The following is a 14,641-nucleotide window of genomic DNA, read 5'->3' on the forward strand; positions in this document are numbered from 1 at the left end:
ATGTACCATTATATGATGAAACCAGTAGAAAAAGATATATTTTTACGAAAAGAATGTAGGAAAAAAGCGCATGGTCAAGCTATTTGAATTTGACGAAATAAAGAAAAGATAGGGTGGGAATAATGCGATAATAGATATACAGCCAGCAGACCGTGTATTTGCGCGGTTTGCTGTTTTTTTGTTTTTGCATATATCAGTTGGCTCATGTCTATGTATGTATCATGCATCGGCAAGATAAGGTACAATAAGTTTCGCAAAAATAAAAAGAGACATGGCTTGCAGAACTCTGGTAGAATGAAGTCGCGACACACCATTCTGAAAGGAGCAAGCAAACCATGTCTGAAAAGATTGTACAGCTTAACGAGGAAGTAATCAAGGGACAGCTCAAGGATCTTGTGCGTGGCAGCGTAGAAGAAACACTCAACGAACTGCTGGAGGCCGAGGCGGAGAAACTGACTCAGGCGGCCCGATACGAGCGCAATGAGAAGCGTCAGGGCTATCGCAGCGGCCACTACAGGCGCAGCCTCACTACCACTTCCGGGGACGTTACCCTCAAGGTACCCAAGCTCAAAGGGATCTCCTTTGAGACCGCCATTATTGAACGGTATCGCCGCCGTGAAAGCAGCGTAGAAGAAGCCCTCATCGAGATGTATCTGGCCGGTGTATCCGTCCGGCGTGTGGAAGACATTACAGAGGCGCTGTGGGGCAGCAAAGTGTCGCCCTCAACCATCAGTGAACTGAATAAGAAGGCATATGTCCACATTGAGGATTGGCGTAACCGCCCCTTACAGGGAGGGCATTACCCGTATGTCTATGTGGACGGCATCTACTTGCGTCGCAACTGGGGCGGAGAGTTTGAGAATGTGGCCATTCTGGTAGCGATTGCGGTAAATGAAGATGGATACCGTGAGGTTCTTGGGGCTGCCGAGGGCATGAAGGAGGACAAGGCTAGCTGGGTCAGCTTCTTTCAATGGCTGCGAGGCCGGGGCCTGGATGGAGTTAAACTGGTAGTTGGCGACAAGTGCCTGGGTATGCTGGAAGCTGTAGGAGAAGTGTTTCCAGAGGCCAAGTACCAGCGGTGTACTGTACACTTTTACCGCAATATCTTCTCTGTAACGCCTCGTTCCAAGGTGAAGCTGGTGGCCAAAATGCTCAAAGCGATCCATGCGCAGGAGAGCAAGAAAGCTGCCCGTGAGAAAGCCCGGGCCGTGGTAGAAGAACTGCGTTCCATGAAACTGAAAGAGGCTGCCAAGAAGGTGGAGGATGGCATTGAGGAAACGCTGACTTACTGCGATTTTCCCTGTGAACATTGGACCCGTATCCGTACTAATAACGTCATGGAACGGCTTAACCGGGAGATCCGCCGCCGTACCCGTGTGGTGGGCAGCTTCCCGGACGGCAACTCCGCCCTCATGCTGGTCTGTGCCCGGCTGCGCCATGTGGCCGGTACCCAGTGGGGCAACAAGAAGTACATGAACATGAAGCACCTACAGGCGGCTCTGGAGGATACCTCCATTGCTGGGTGACTTCACTCATATCAGGGCCTGCAAACCATTTTGCGAAAAATACTTGACACTACCATCGGCAATTTTACGAATAATTAAATTTATTAGAATTATTGATATATTGCCGATATTGGCATATAATTGTGGTACGTTGCATGTAGTAGGGAGGATTGGGCTATGGAATATATGTCGGTAAAAGAAACGGCAGCACGCTGGGGAATATCAGAGCGGTCTGTTCGAAATTACTGCGCTGCCGGCCGCGTGAGGGGCGCTTTTTTGACGGGGAAAACTTGGAATATTCCCATATCGGCAGAAAAACCGAAACGGAAGAAGCGTGCAGATAGTTATCCGAAATCGCTGCTGCAAATATTGCGGCGTGAGAAGGAAAGCCAGATGCCGGGCGGCATATATCATAAGCTGCAAATTGATATGACCTATAATTCGAACCACATAGAAGGCAGCCGGATGACTCATGAACAGACGAGATATATTTTTGAAACGAAAACTATTGGCCCTGCCGGACAGGCCATACGCGTAGATGACATCGTTGAAACGGTTAACCACTTCCGCTGTATAGATATGGTTATAGACCATGCCTCATTAGGTTTATCCGAGCGGTTTATTAAAGTCTTGCACAGGACGCTGAAGACGGGAACGACTGATGCCAGCAAAGACTGGTTTGCCGTAGGGGAATACAAAAAATTTCCTAATGAAGTCGGCGGAAATCCTACGGCAGCGCCTCAGGAGGTGGAGGGCGAGATTAAGAAGTTGCTGCATACGTATGGCGCGTCAAAAGCCAAAGATTTAGACGATATACTGGAATTTCACGTCCGTTTTGAACGCATCCACCCATTTCAAGACGGCAACGGGCGAGTTGGCCGCCTGCTGATGTTAAGCGAATGCTTGAGGAATCATATTGTGCCGTTTATTATTACAGAAGAATTAAAGTTGTTTTATTATCGAGGGCTGCAGGAATGGGATCATGAGAAAGGCTTTTTGCGGGATACGTGTCTGACGGCGCAGGATTATTTCAAAAAGGTAATGGAATATTTTAAAATACCCTATAGATCTGAGAATCAGCATAGCTTACGAGTATTTTGATTTATGGTATGTATATTGAAACGAGGACGGTATGAAACGTAATACAAGTAAATTCATCGCTTTAATTTTACGGCACAAGCCGGAAGTCATCGGTATTTCTCTGGACGATCATGGATGGGCTGAGGTCGATGCATTGGTTGCCGGTATTGCGAAGCGGCAGCCTTTTACGAGGGAAATGCTGGAAGACATCGTGCGGACTGATAGTAAAGGGAGATATTCTTTTAATGAAGACAAGACGTTGATTCGGGCCAATCAGGGCCATTCTGTTTCCGTCGACGTGGAATTGGAGCAGAAGCGGCCGCCCAGCGTATTATGGCATGGGACCGGCGAGAAATATGCGGCGGCTATCGACGGGCAGGGGTTGATTTCCAAGTCGCGTCTGTACGTGCATTTATCGGCTAATTATGAAACGGCTGTCACCGTAGGCCGCAGGCATGGTCGGCCTGTTGTATATCAAATCGATACGAACGCCATGGCGGCGGACGGCTATATATTTTACCTGTCCGTCAACGGCGTATGGCTGACGAAGGCTGTTCCTGCAAAATACATAAAGCGCGTGCCGGATGGTAAAAAAACTAAATGATGATAGAAAAACTCTCCTCGTGAAGCGGGTTATCAGTTCACGAGGAGAGTTTTGTATTAGGATGCAGCGTATTAAATGGGGCTGTTTTTTATGTTTTCGATAGCTTGTTCCATAATGCCTTGCACATCGGCGCCGACGATATCCAGATTTTCCGCCGTAAAGCAGAGGACTTGCGGAATGCCGTAGTAAAGCGTGGTCAGGGATTTTACGTAGTCGTAGCCTAGGTTGTATGGTCCGATGGGGCCGCCGGCTGTCGTCACGTAGAGAATGCGGCCGGCCCGGCACAGGCCGACGGGAATTCCTTCTGGAGAATACGTGAAAGTGATGCCCAATACGGTAATCTGCTCAAAGTATACGCGCAGGATAGAAGGGAAGGCCAAGTCCCAATAGGGGGCGGCAATGACGATGTCGTCTGCTGCGGCAAACTGATGGGCGTAGTCGAACATTGACGACGACATCGTATGAGAGGCGATAAGGGCGTCTCTTTCTTTCAGCTGTTCCCAGTCAAGGGGGCGAAGGGGTTCTTGATACAGATTGATTTCCGTTACCGTTCCGGATACTTTTTTCAATACTTCCTGAGCCAATGCAAGAGTACGGGATTGAGGGCGGGGGCAGGCATTGATGAATAAAATGTTTTTCATGAGATATCTCTCCTGTTCATAAGATTACCTTTACTATAGGATATGCTGCAGGCTGTGTATATGCCGGGGTATGCAAAACGCAGTGCGTCAGACCGAATCGGGAAACAGGCTGGCAATCAGTTCTTCGATTCGCTGGGCGTCCCTGGCTTTTTCCGCTTTCTTTTGCTGTTTGAGCAGGGCGCGCCGTTTATGGCGGCGCATATGCCGGTCCGGCCTTTCCATGCGGCGCTTCGTGTAGGTCAGGAAATCCTGCATGACCGGCGGCAGCTGCTCGAAGGGGATTTCCTTTCTCGACGTGCACAGCTCGTGCAGATATACGTAACCCAGGGCGTAGCAAATCGATTCGACGTAGAAATCTTGAATATGGTAGCGGGCGTACTGCTCATATACAGCCGCCTTGGGCCGAGCCGGTATATCCTGCGTATTTTTGTGATACAAGAGAATCGTGTCGTCCAGGGCGGATTGATGGAGAACCCACGATTCCGCGGCAGTTTTTATGATGATAAATCCCAGCTTACAGCGGCACGTCACGCCCGTTTGCCGGCAAAAGAGGTCGATGTCGTCTTTTTCATGCTGAAAGAGAGCTGCTAACGATTCGGGATAGGATGCGTAAGTGGATCTGTACTGCATGGCCCTCGTTCCTCCCTATGGCATATTTTGGATTGGATATATTCTGATTTCATCGTACCAGCCAGAGAAGAAAATAGCAAGGCCGGACCGGTTGTTTTTGAAAGCTAAAAGCCCGTACGTCGAGGAAGAAAACTCTTGACGTACGGGCTTCTGCATGTCGGGTTACTGTAATTCTTCGGGCGTCGGTTCTACGCCGAACCATTTTTGATACAGCTTCGTATAGGTGCCGTCTTTTTTCATCGCTTGCAGCGCGGCGTTGATTTCTTTCAGTTCTTTTTCATTGCCTTTGTTGATTGCCATAGCGGAGCCGGCTAATTTCTTCGGTTCGCCGACGACTTTGAGATCGGAGAGGCCGCCTTTGGAAATATAGTACAAGGCTACGGCTTTATCGAGGGCCGCCGCTTCGCTGGCTCCTACCTGCAATTCCTGCAGGCATTGGTAGTTGGCGTCGAACTGCTTCAGCAGGGCTCCCTGCTTTTCAGCGAAGTCCGCCGGCTTGGATCCTGCCTGGACGGCGACGGTTTTGCCGGTAATGTCATCCCAGCCGCGGATGTCGGTGTTGTCCTTACGGACGACGATGACGGAGCCGCCGATATAATAGGGATCTGTAAAGTCTACCTGCTTTTTGCGCTCTTCCGTTGCGGACATGGCCGAGGCGATGAGGTCGATTTGGCCGCTCTTCAGGGCCGGAATCAGGGCGTCGAAGCCCATGGTCTTGATTTCCACTTTGCGGCCGAGTTTTTCGCCGATGGCGTTGGCCAAGTCGATATCAAATCCGACGTAGGTGTCGTTTTCCGTCATTTCGAAAGGCGGAAAGGAAGGCTCCGTGCCGACGATCAGCGGCTTGTCGGAATGCGTTGCCGTTTCGCTGCCTCCGCAGCCGGTAAGGGCTGCTGCCGTTGTCGTGACCAGCAGCGCCGCAGTAATCCACTTTTTGTTTATCAACATAGTTCATACACCCCTTTTTTAGAACATGAAATAATTATACACTTATTTTGAAAAAATACAATAGCCTGCGGCAGCTGTTTTGCCGTACAGCCCTTATTTTTCAACGTAATGGGATGGCGCCCTTAAGAATTTGGTTTTATCGGCTCGCCGTTTCATAAGAAGATATTTCCAGAACGTAATGTATATGAAGATTTTTTGAATATTTTATCTCTGCCATGCGGCTGTATTGAAGAGTCATTCAGCAATATATGCCCCATTAATATGATAATAATTTTCTAAAAACGGCAAAATAGAGGCGCTATGTTGATGAAAATAATGGAATATAATGAAAATACATGGGAGCATAAGTATGTGTACGAATATGACATATATCCCGTAGGCACATTTATGTGTATTTTTGAAAGAGACACAAAACTGAGAGAAAGTGTAAAAACTTTTAAATTTTAAACAGTATATACCTTAAAATAACGAATATAGGCCTTGAAACGTAAGATAATAAAGCAATAACGAGCATATTTTGAGAATGTTAAAAATGGAACAAATCTGTTGACAGTGGACAGAAAAAAAGGTATAGTGAAGATGTAAAAAGCGAATTGCTCATTTCGGATAGATGTAATGAGCCTTATGCATATCTCATGTCTTTATATATTTAGGAGGAATAATTATGAGTGAAGAACGAGTTACCCTTGCGATGGTCAAGGAAGCGCAGGAACGGTTGAAAGGCGTTGCCCAGAAGACTAGCTTGTCCTATGCGACCTCTGTCAGCGAAGTTGCTGGCTGCGACGTATGGCTGAAATTGGAAAACTTACAGCGCACCGGTTCTTTCAAGCTGAGAGGCGCGTATAACAAAGTGGCTTCCTTGACGCCGGAAGAACGTGAAAAAGGCGTTATCGCCGCATCGGCAGGCAACCATGCACAGGGCGTTGCATTAGCTGCCAGCGTATACGGCTGCCAGTCGACGATCTGCATGCCTAAACATGCTCCGTTGATGAAAGTAGCTGCTACGCGCGGTTACGGCGCAAACGTCGTTCTCCACGGCGATTTCTTCGACGAAGCTGCTGCGAAAGCCGTAGAATTGACGGAAAAATACGGCTACACCTTCGTACATCCCTTCAACGATCCTCAGGTTATTGCTGGACAGGGCACGATTTCCCTGGAAATTCTCGACGAAATTCCCGATATCGACGTCATTGTAGCTCCTATCGGCGGCGGCGGATTGATTTCCGGCCTGGCTGTCGCAGCTAAAAACATCAACCCGAAAATCAAGATTATCGGCGTACAGACGGCTAACATGCCTTCCATGAAAGAATCTATTGAAAAAGGTCAGATTTTGACTGTCGACGGCAAAGCAAGCTTAGCTGACGGCATTACGGTAAAAACGCCGGGCGACTTGACCTATGAAATCTGCCAGAAATATGTCGACGACATCGTAACAGTCGACGAAACGGAAATTGCCGCAGCAATCCTCTGGCTCATCGAACGCGTTAAGACCGTTGCAGAAGGCGCCGGCGCCGTACCGGTTGCAGCTCTCATGAACGGCAAGGTTTCCGGCATCCGCAACAAGAAGGTAGCGGCTCTGGTCAGCGGCGGCAACATCGACGTCAACAGAATGTCCCGCGTCATCAACAGCGGCCTGCTCCGTTCGTGGCGCAAAGTCTTCTTCGAAACGGTCATTCCCGACCAGCCGGGCGAATTGGTTAAATTGATTTCCATCATTTCCAATTCCAACGCAAACATCCTCTCCATCACGCATGAACGCAGCCAGCACAACATCGGCATGGGCTACACGGCAGTTTCGTGCGAACTGGAAACGGCTAACGAAAAACATGTAGAAACATTGTTTGAAACGCTGAAAGACAACCACTATCACGTTACGTTGAAATAAGCCCTAAAAGGAGGACTTTATCATGGAAGACAACAGCAAATTAGAGCGTGGGTTAAAACCCCGCCACGTGGAAATGATCGCCCTGGGCGGTACGATTGGCGTCGGCCTGTTCATGGGCTCGGCCAGCACGATTCAGACTGCCGGTCCGTCCGTATTGCTCTGCTATGCATTGGCAGGTTTGGTTATGTTCTTCATCATGCGTATCATGGGCGAAATGCTCTATCTGGAACCGGTAACGGGTTCCTTCGCTACGTATGGTCATAAGTATATCTGTCCCTTTGCCGGTTACTTGACGGCGTGGTGCTACTGGTTCCTGTGGGTTACGGTAGGTCTTTCGGAAGTAACGGCCGTAGGCATTTACGTTCACTTCTGGTTCCCCGACGTTCCCCAGTGGATATCGGCCTTAGGCGGCATGCTCATCGTAACCTTGGCCAACATGGCTGCCGTTAAATACTACGGTGAATTCGAATTCTGGTTTGCTATTATCAAAGTTACGACTATCGTCGTCATGCTCGTCGTCGGCGCGATGATTATCCTGTTCGGCTTCGGCAACAACGGCGTACCCCTCGGTTTCTCCAACCTCTGGTCTCACGGCGGCTTCTTCCCCAACGGCTTCGGCGGCATGATCAGCGCAATGTGCGTCGTCGCGGCAGCCTTCCAGGGCGTCGAACTCGTCGGGATAACGGCCGGGGAAGCGCAGAACCCGAAAGAAACGCTGCGCAAAGCTACGAAAAACATCGTTTGGCGTATTCTTATCTTCTACATCGGCGCTATCTTCGTCGTCATCACCTTGTATCCTTGGGATGAACTGGGCATGCTCGGCAGCCCCTTCGTAACGACCTTCGCTAAAGTAGGCGTTACCTCCGCCGCCGGCATCATCAACTTCGTCGTACTGACGGCTGCATTGTCCGGCTGCAACAGCGGTATTTACAGCTCCGGCCGTATGTTGTACACTTTGGCTGAAAACGGCCAGGCTCCGAAATTCTTCGGCAAATTGTCCTCTCACGGCGTACCGCAGCACGGCATCATGGTCACCTTGGCCTGCCTGCTCTTCGGCGTTGTTTTGAACTACCTCATTCCGGATTCCAAGCTGTTCCTGTACATCTACAGCGCCAGCGTATTCCCCGGCATGGTTGCCTGGTTCGTACTGGCTTACTCGCAGAAGAACTTCCGCAAACGCTGGGGTGAAAAAGCGATGGCTGAACACCCGTTCAAATCGCCGCTCTTCCCGTACGCTAACTATTTCTGCCTTATCTTCCTCGTTCTCGTTACCATCGGCATGTGGGTCAACCCCGATACGCGTATGTCCCTCATCGCCGGCTGGACCTTCATGATCATCGTTACGGCCGGATATTTCCTGGCTGGATATCGTAAGAACGAATATAATGAAGACGGCACCTTAAAAGCAAAACACTAATTCATACTAAAAGGAAGCATGCGTCTGCGTGCTTCCTTCTGTATGATACTTGCTTTAATTGGATTTAAATTATGACAGATATATTTATTTTACTGTCTAGTCAAAACGGACAAAGTAAGATATAATATAGAATACTCACAGTAATAAATCAAAAGGAGATGTTGTATCATCATGGCAGTAGAAGTTATTAGCACGACAAACGCTCCGGGCGCAGTAGGCCCGTACTCCCAGGCTATCAAAGCCGGTGATTTCCTCTTCGCATCCGGTCAGGTTCCCCTCGTTCCGGAAACGGGCAAAATCGTAGCAGGCGGCGTTACGGCTCAGGCTGAACAGAGCATGAAAAACGTCGGCGCTATCTTGGAAGCCGCTGGCCTTTCCTATGACGATGTCGTTAAAACGACGGTATACTTGGCTAACATCAGCTTCTTCGGCGCTGTTAACGAAGTATATGCTAAATATTTCAACAAAACGTTGCCGGCTCGTTCCTGCGTAGAAGTCGCTGAACTCCCGAAGGGCGCTCTCGTAGAAGTCGAAGTTATCGCATACTGCGGCAAATAATCTGACATAGCCTTGAAAAAAAGTCTCCGGCGCGCAGCCGGAGATTTTTTTGGTCAAAAGCGGAGAGGCATTTGGATGTGAGAAAAATTTTTTGACAAATTTTGAAAAAAGGCTTGCATTTTCTTATCAGATGGTGTAATATATAAAACGTCCTTTGGAGAAAGAAATGACATGGACCGTTAGCTCAGCTGGCAGAGCACCTGACTCTTAATCAGGGTGTCCAGGGTTCGATCCCCTGACGGTCCACCACATACTACCTATGCAGAACATCACTGCATAGGTATTTTTTTTGCAGAAAATGCTCTATTCTTGATTTTACAGGCGGCAGGACGGTATAATGAATCTGTATATATAATGTTTATAATAAAATCATACGGACGGCTATATGATGGATTGAGGAGAGATATATCATGATTACTTGCAACAGTAACGGCAGTATGGACGTCGTGGCGATCGGCGTCGATACGCGGATGCTGGCTTTATCCCGCATTCCTAAGGAAGACGGGGAACTGATTCGGGCCTATGTGGAAGCGCATGAAGACGTCATGCATTATACGTCCCTGCGCGTGTTTCACTGCCTGACGGAAGGCCGGAGTAAGACCTATTTCTTGATTGGATTGCATAAGAAACCCATACGGTACGCTACGTATGAAGATTTTCTGACGGCGAAGCGCCTCATGGCCGCGGCGATGGCCGAAGGCGTGTCGGAGCTGGCCGTCATGGTCGACACGCTGGAAATGGATATCGGCGCCTTAATCGACGGCTTATTATATCGGAACTACGAATTTCTGCATTATAAGAGCGATGCGAAGGGGCGGACCGTCCGCAGCATCAACCTGGTTACGTCGAGCTTGGAAATCAAGGCCTTCAATACGATGTGCTATATGTATTCCGCCATATACGAAGGCGTATACATGGCCCGTAATTTGGTCAACATGCCGCCGAATGAGCTGACGCCGCGGCGATTTTCGGAAATCGTATCGGCCGTCGTCAAGGGCGACAATATTACCGTCGAGATGCTCAATAAATGGGCGCTGGAAAAGCGGAAGATGGGCGGTATCGTCGCTGTCGGCAAGGGCAGCATGAACCCGCCGCAGCTCATGACGATAACCTATAAGGGCGACCCGGACAGCAAGGACATGCTGGGTATCGTCGGCAAGGGCGTGACCTACGACAGCGGCGGCTTATCCATCAAGAGCCAGGCCAATCAGGAATTCATGAAGGACGACATGGCCGGCGCGGCTGCTGCTGTCGGTGTCATACGGGCCCTCATGCTGCTGAAATATCCCGTCAACGTCGTCGCTGTGATTCCGCTGGTGGAAAATATCCCGTCGGGTATGGCTTACCACGTCGACGATATATTGACGATGTACGGCGGCAAGACGGTGGAAATCAAAAATACCGATGCTGAAGGCCGCCTGATCCTGGCCGACGCCGTGTCCTATGCTCAGGAGCTGGGAGCGACGAAGCTCATCGATCTGGCTACCCTGACCGGTGCCTGCGTAACGGCCTTGGGAACGGTGCGTTCCGGCATGATCGGCAACCATCAGGAATGGATGAACCGTTTCTTCGACGTAGCCGCGGCGGTTCACGAAAAGGTATGGCAGCTTCCGGCTGACCGGGAATATGAAGACCTCCTCAAAAGCGACGTGGCAGACCTCAAGAATACGGGCGGCCGCGACGGCGGCGCGATTACGGCGGGCTTGTTCATCAAGCAGTTTGTTCATCCCGATATTCCGTGGATTCACCTGGATATTGCCGGTACGGCCTTTTGTGAGAAGAAGGATGAAACGGGCTTCTTCGGCGCGACCGGCGTGGGCGTCAAGTCCATTTTGGAATTATTGAAAGGAGGAGCCAAGTGAAAGTCGATTTGCACATGCATACGACCTGCTCCGACGGCGTGTATACTCCCGAGGAGCTGACGAATCTGGCTGTCCAGGCCGGGCTGGATGTCATGGCTATTTCCGACCACGACACGATTGATGCCTATACGACGGGGTGCCGGCTGAACCCTGGCGTCCGCCTCATTCCGGCGATGGAAATGAGCTCCGATTATGACGGCGAGGACGTCCACGTTCTGGGCTATTACCTCGATACGGAAAATGCTGCCCTGCAGGAGTACTGCGCGCAGTTTAAGCTGCGCCGTCAGATGCGGGCCATGGAAATCGTCGAGCGCTGTGAGTCCTTAGGCTATGTCCTCGACAGGGAGCAAATCGAAGGCGTATTAGCTCGCGGCGGCACTATCGGCCGGCCCCACATCGCGCGTATGCTCGTGGCGAAGGGGTACTTTCCCGACGTGACGGCCGTCTTTGCTGCGATATTATACCGCGGCGGCCCGGCCTACGTGCCCTATCGCCGCAAGTCGATTGACGAATGCATCGAGCTGATCCATCAGGCCGGCGGTTTGGCCGTGCTGGCGCATCCGGGGCTGCTTCACGCGGCGCTGCCCCACGTACTGACGCATTCCTTCGACGGCATCGAGGTATATCATCCGAAGAATCGGGGGCGCTATGAAGAATTTTTAGCCGTCGCCGAGGAAAAGGGCTGGTATGTCGGCGGCGGCTCGGATTTCCACGGCACGACGGGGCGCTATCCGGAGCAGGTCGGCATATTCTCCTTTGATACGGAGCGTGTAGAGCCTTTGCTGCAATATAAGAAGAAATAGGTGAACGCTATGAAAGTCATCGGATTTATCGGAGCCAGCGGTACGGGAAAAAGTCATCACGCCCTGGACGTGGCGTACGACCATCATATTTCCTGTATCATTGACGACGGCCTGCTGATTTATCAAAACCGCATCGTTGCCGGCCGCTCGGCCAAGGAAGAAACGAACCGCATGAAAGCCGTCCGCCGGGCGATCTTTCTGCAGCAGGAGCACGCCCAAAGCGTAAAAGACGCGCTGGACGAGCTGCAGCCGGACCAGCTCCTCATTTTAGGAACGTCGAAGCATATGATACACCGAATCTGCGAAGCCTTGGGGCTGCCCGAAGCGGACTCGTACATTCGCATAGAAGACGTGTCGTGTCCCGTCGAAATTGAAAAGGCCCGGACGATTCGCATCAACGAGGGAAAGCACATCATTCCCGTGCCGACGATGGAGCTCAAGCCGCGCTTCCGCGGGTATTTGCTGGCTCCCATCCATTCCCTGCTGACCCGGCGGAACCAAAAGGCTCCGGATTTCGAGCATTCTGTCGTACGTCCCGTTTTCAGCTATTATGGGAAATTGACCTTTTCCAACGAGATGCTGGAGCATCTGATTATCCACCGCCTGCGGCAGATAGACGGATTGGCAAAGGTCAACCGCCTGCGGATCGATAAGAACCGCGAATCGGAAGGGAACGGACTGGCCGTATTTTTAGTCGTAACGGTATATTACGGAGAAAATCTGAAAAAACTCATGAGCACTATCAAAAAGGGACTGCAGCAGGATATAGAATATACGACGGGCATGTCCTTTGAGATTTTGAAAATTACAGTTCGCGGCGTCGTACCGCGATAGAAGGGGAGATAGCGTGTCAGGTACAGAATTATTGATGTTGGGAACGGGAAATGCGATGGCTGTGCGCCGGTATAACACGTGCTTTGCCGTGCGTACGGCTGAGGGACAATGGTTTTTAACCGACGCCGGCGGCGGAAACGGCATTTTCCGGCGGTTGGAGGACGGTGGCGTTGCCTATGCGGATTTGCATTATATGTTTGTGACCCACGGCCATACGGACCATATCATGGGCGTCCTCTGGGTCATGCGCAAGATCGCATCGCTGATGAGCTCCGGCGCATATGACGGGCAGTTTCATATTTATTGTCACGACGTAGTGAAGCAGATGCTGCTGTCTATGGCAGAAATGATGTTTAAGAAGAAGGATTTTGCCTGCATTGGCAAGGATATCTGCATTCACGAAGTGGCAGACGGCGACACTGTAACGTTTCTCGGCCTGTCCCTTACGGCCTTCGATATCTGCTCGACCAAGGCCAAGCAATTCGGATACCTGTTGACCTTCCCCGATGGCATGAGGCTGACCTGCTTGGGCGACGAGCCGTATAACGAGCGCTGCCGGCAGTACGCCGAAGGAACGGATTGGCTGCTGGCCGAGGCCTTTTGCTTATACGAGCATAGGGAAGCTTTCCGGCCCTATGAGAAGAACCACAGCACCGTCAAGGACGCGGCGGAAACGGCGGCCGCTCTCGGCGCGGCGCGTTTGGTGCTGTACCATACGGAAGAAAAGACCGGCAGCAGCCGGAAGAGGCTGTACACGGAAGAAGCGAAGGCCTATTACGGTGGTTCCGTGTATGTCCCAGAAGATATGGAGCGGATTGCGCTCAGCCGCTGAAGCGCAGACTGATGGATTATATAAAAGGAGTCGTTCGATGATACAGCTTATACTTTGCGGATTGGTAACGGGCTTGTTATATTTTTGGAATTATAAATACTGCAAACTCAGCGCGGACCCGGCCTATGCGCTGCAAAACCCGATTATGCTGCGCATCAGTTCGATAGCGCGCAGCGTCGGTACGCCGGCGGTTCTGGCCTTTCTCTTTTATACCTTGGCGTGGAGCGCCGTCTATTATCTGGTCAGCTTGTTTGTTGGGATTGTTGCGGCCGGCTTGGCCTATAAAGGCGGCAAGGGAAAAGGCTTTATGCATTTTATGGGGATTATCGCCTGGATTCCCTGGGTGTGCCTCAACGGAATGCTGTTATATTTGATTATGAAATAGTATAGTAAACGGAAAGGTTGTGAAGACAATGGCAGAACGAACCCTTTCCTGCGCCGACTGCGGCGTAGTGAACTGCAACGTCATGAACAAGGAATATCCCGATTTCTGCGTGACGACGCATATGAATCAAGAGGTGAAACGGGAAGCTCTGGCTCTGTATGAGGAAGAAGACAATCGTAAGGTCATGCAAACGGCGGCTGGCGTCGAATGCGACGGTTATTTGAAGTGGTGCCGCGTCCAAGAGACGATTGAATTTGCCAAACGCATGAATTTCCATAAAATCGGCATTGCGACCTGCGTCGGCCTGATACAGGAAACGCGGATGCTGGCAGGGATTCTGCGCAAGCACGGCTTTGAAGTCTTCGGAATGGCCTGCAAGGCCGGTGCCGTTCCCAAGGTAGAGCTGGGAATTGATGAAAAATGCAACGCCGTCGGCGTCAACGCCTGCAATCCCATCCTCCAGGCCAAGATGCTCAATGCCAAGCATACGGATATGAATATCGTCATGGGCTTGTGCGTCGGCCACGACAGCTTATTTTACAAATATTCCGAAGCCCTGACGACGACGCTGGTCGTCAAGGACCGCGTGACGGGCCATAATCCCGTAGCGGCATTGTATACCAGCCAGTCCTATTATAAGACGAAATTATAAGTCGA

15 protein-coding genes and 1 tRNA gene are annotated in these 14,641 nt (G+C 50.7%); 13 read left to right on the forward strand and 3 right to left on the reverse strand.

The annotated features are described in order from the left end of the window. Positions 1-335: 335 nt before the first annotated feature. From DKB62_RS10450 to DKB62_RS10460, 3 genes are all read left to right on the forward strand, one after another. Complete coding sequence (locus DKB62_RS10450; protein WP_115759899.1) at positions 336-1,526, forward strand: IS256 family transposase; 1,191 nt, start codon at positions 336-338, stop codon at positions 1,524-1,526. Positions 1,527-1,682: 156 nt separating this feature from the next. Continuing rightward, entirely contained in the window at positions 1,683-2,606 is a 924-nt protein-coding gene (locus DKB62_RS10455; RefSeq protein ID WP_107195569.1) for a Fic family protein, read from the forward strand. A 31-nt stretch (positions 2,607-2,637) separates the two neighbouring features. Then, a complete protein-coding gene (locus DKB62_RS10460; RefSeq protein WP_107195570.1) occupies positions 2,638-3,189 on the forward strand; it encodes an RNA 2'-phosphotransferase in 552 nt (183 codons plus the stop codon). Positions 3,190-3,260: 71 nt separating this feature from the next. Here DKB62_RS10460 and DKB62_RS10465 read toward each other — a convergent pair whose 3' ends face one another. The 3 genes from DKB62_RS10465 to DKB62_RS10475 all read right to left on the reverse strand — a co-directional run bounded on the left by DKB62_RS10465 (position 3,261) and on the right by DKB62_RS10475 (position 5,408). Next, on the reverse strand, positions 3,261-3,830 hold the full coding sequence (locus tag DKB62_RS10465) for an NAD(P)H-dependent oxidoreductase (protein ID WP_107195571.1): 570 nt from the start codon (positions 3,828-3,830) through the stop codon (positions 3,261-3,263). A gap of 87 nt (positions 3,831-3,917) precedes the next feature. Beyond that, the gene (locus DKB62_RS10470; protein WP_107195572.1) at positions 3,918-4,460 is read right to left on the reverse strand and encodes a hypothetical protein; all 543 of its coding nucleotides are present in this window, start codon (positions 4,458-4,460) and stop codon (positions 3,918-3,920) included. A gap of 162 nt (positions 4,461-4,622) precedes the next feature. Next, on the reverse strand, positions 4,623-5,408 hold the full coding sequence (locus tag DKB62_RS10475; RefSeq protein ID WP_414467279.1) for a basic amino acid ABC transporter substrate-binding protein: 786 nt from the start codon (positions 5,406-5,408) through the stop codon (positions 4,623-4,625). A gap of 664 nt (positions 5,409-6,072) precedes the next feature. Between DKB62_RS10475 and ilvA the strand changes: the two genes are divergently transcribed. From ilvA to DKB62_RS10525, 10 genes are all read left to right on the forward strand, one after another. Then, positions 6,073-7,293, forward strand: a complete 1,221-nt coding sequence (ilvA, locus tag DKB62_RS10480) for a threonine ammonia-lyase (protein ID WP_087476909.1) — start codon at positions 6,073-6,075, stop codon at positions 7,291-7,293. Between the two features lie 22 nt (positions 7,294-7,315). After that, positions 7,316-8,710, forward strand: coding sequence for an amino acid permease (locus DKB62_RS10485; protein WP_087476910.1), 1,395 nt, complete (start codon positions 7,316-7,318; stop codon positions 8,708-8,710). A 171-nt stretch (positions 8,711-8,881) separates the two neighbouring features. Continuing rightward, positions 8,882-9,268 carry a RidA family protein gene (locus tag DKB62_RS10490; RefSeq protein ID WP_087476911.1) on the forward strand — a complete coding sequence of 129 codons (387 nt, stop codon included), beginning with the start codon at positions 8,882-8,884 and terminating at the stop codon, positions 9,266-9,268. A gap of 173 nt (positions 9,269-9,441) precedes the next feature. Continuing rightward, positions 9,442-9,517 (forward strand) — tRNA-Lys (locus DKB62_RS10495). Positions 9,518-9,678: 161 nt separating this feature from the next. Next, positions 9,679-11,130 (forward strand): leucyl aminopeptidase family protein, encoded by a 1,452-nt coding sequence (locus DKB62_RS10500; protein WP_087476912.1) that lies wholly within the window; start codon positions 9,679-9,681, stop codon positions 11,128-11,130. Continuing rightward, on the forward strand, positions 11,127-11,933 hold the full coding sequence (locus DKB62_RS10505; RefSeq protein WP_107195573.1) for a PHP domain-containing protein: 807 nt from the start codon (positions 11,127-11,129) through the stop codon (positions 11,931-11,933). Before DKB62_RS10500 ends, DKB62_RS10505 begins: the two co-directional genes overlap by 4 nt. A 9-nt stretch (positions 11,934-11,942) precedes the next feature. After that, positions 11,943-12,767, forward strand: a complete 825-nt coding sequence (locus DKB62_RS10510; protein WP_107195579.1) for an Asp23/Gls24 family envelope stress response protein — start codon at positions 11,943-11,945, stop codon at positions 12,765-12,767. Positions 12,768-12,780: 13 nt separating this feature from the next. Next, positions 12,781-13,599, forward strand: coding sequence for an MBL fold metallo-hydrolase (locus DKB62_RS10515; RefSeq protein ID WP_198643458.1), 819 nt, complete (start codon positions 12,781-12,783; stop codon positions 13,597-13,599). A 37-nt stretch (positions 13,600-13,636) separates the two neighbouring features. After that, positions 13,637-13,984, forward strand: a complete 348-nt coding sequence (locus DKB62_RS10520) for a hypothetical protein (RefSeq protein WP_107195575.1) — start codon at positions 13,637-13,639, stop codon at positions 13,982-13,984. A gap of 28 nt (positions 13,985-14,012) precedes the next feature. Next, positions 14,013-14,636, forward strand: coding sequence for a DUF1847 domain-containing protein (locus DKB62_RS10525; RefSeq protein WP_107195576.1), 624 nt, complete (start codon positions 14,013-14,015; stop codon positions 14,634-14,636). Positions 14,637-14,641: the final 5 nt, after the last annotated feature.

The sequence above is a fragment of the Megasphaera stantonii genome (assembly GCF_003367905.1).
In the GTDB taxonomy this organism is placed as follows: Bacteria; Bacillota; Negativicutes; order Veillonellales; family Megasphaeraceae; genus Megasphaera; species Megasphaera stantonii.

Bases quoted from the DNA above. Each gene is read 5' to 3' on its own strand.
- DKB62_RS10455 (WP_107195569.1), top strand. From the start codon at position 1,683: ATGGAATATATGTCGGTAAAAGAAACGGCAGCACGCTGGGGAATATCA.
- DKB62_RS10490 (WP_087476911.1), top strand. From the start codon at position 8,882: ATGGCAGTAGAAGTTATTAGCACGACAAACGCTCCGGGCGCAGTAGGC.
- DKB62_RS10475 (WP_414467279.1), bottom strand. From the start codon at position 5,408: ATGTTGATAAACAAAAAGTGGATTACTGCGGCGCTGCTGGTCACGACA.
- DKB62_RS10460 (WP_107195570.1), top strand. From the start codon at position 2,638: ATGAAACGTAATACAAGTAAATTCATCGCTTTAATTTTACGGCACAAG.
- DKB62_RS10485 (WP_087476910.1), top strand. From the start codon at position 7,316: ATGGAAGACAACAGCAAATTAGAGCGTGGGTTAAAACCCCGCCACGTG.
- DKB62_RS10470 (WP_107195572.1), bottom strand. From the start codon at position 4,460: ATGCAGTACAGATCCACTTACGCATCCTATCCCGAATCGTTAGCAGCT.
- DKB62_RS10510 (WP_107195579.1), top strand. From the start codon at position 11,943: ATGAAAGTCATCGGATTTATCGGAGCCAGCGGTACGGGAAAAAGTCAT.
- DKB62_RS10500 (WP_087476912.1), top strand. From the start codon at position 9,679: ATGATTACTTGCAACAGTAACGGCAGTATGGACGTCGTGGCGATCGGC.
- ilvA (WP_087476909.1), top strand. From the start codon at position 6,073: ATGAGTGAAGAACGAGTTACCCTTGCGATGGTCAAGGAAGCGCAGGAA.
- DKB62_RS10465 (WP_107195571.1), bottom strand. From the start codon at position 3,830: ATGAAAAACATTTTATTCATCAATGCCTGCCCCCGCCCTCAATCCCGT.
- DKB62_RS10520 (WP_107195575.1), top strand. From the start codon at position 13,637: ATGATACAGCTTATACTTTGCGGATTGGTAACGGGCTTGTTATATTTT.
- DKB62_RS10525 (WP_107195576.1), top strand. From the start codon at position 14,013: ATGGCAGAACGAACCCTTTCCTGCGCCGACTGCGGCGTAGTGAACTGC.
- DKB62_RS10450 (WP_115759899.1), top strand. From the start codon at position 336: ATGTCTGAAAAGATTGTACAGCTTAACGAGGAAGTAATCAAGGGACAG.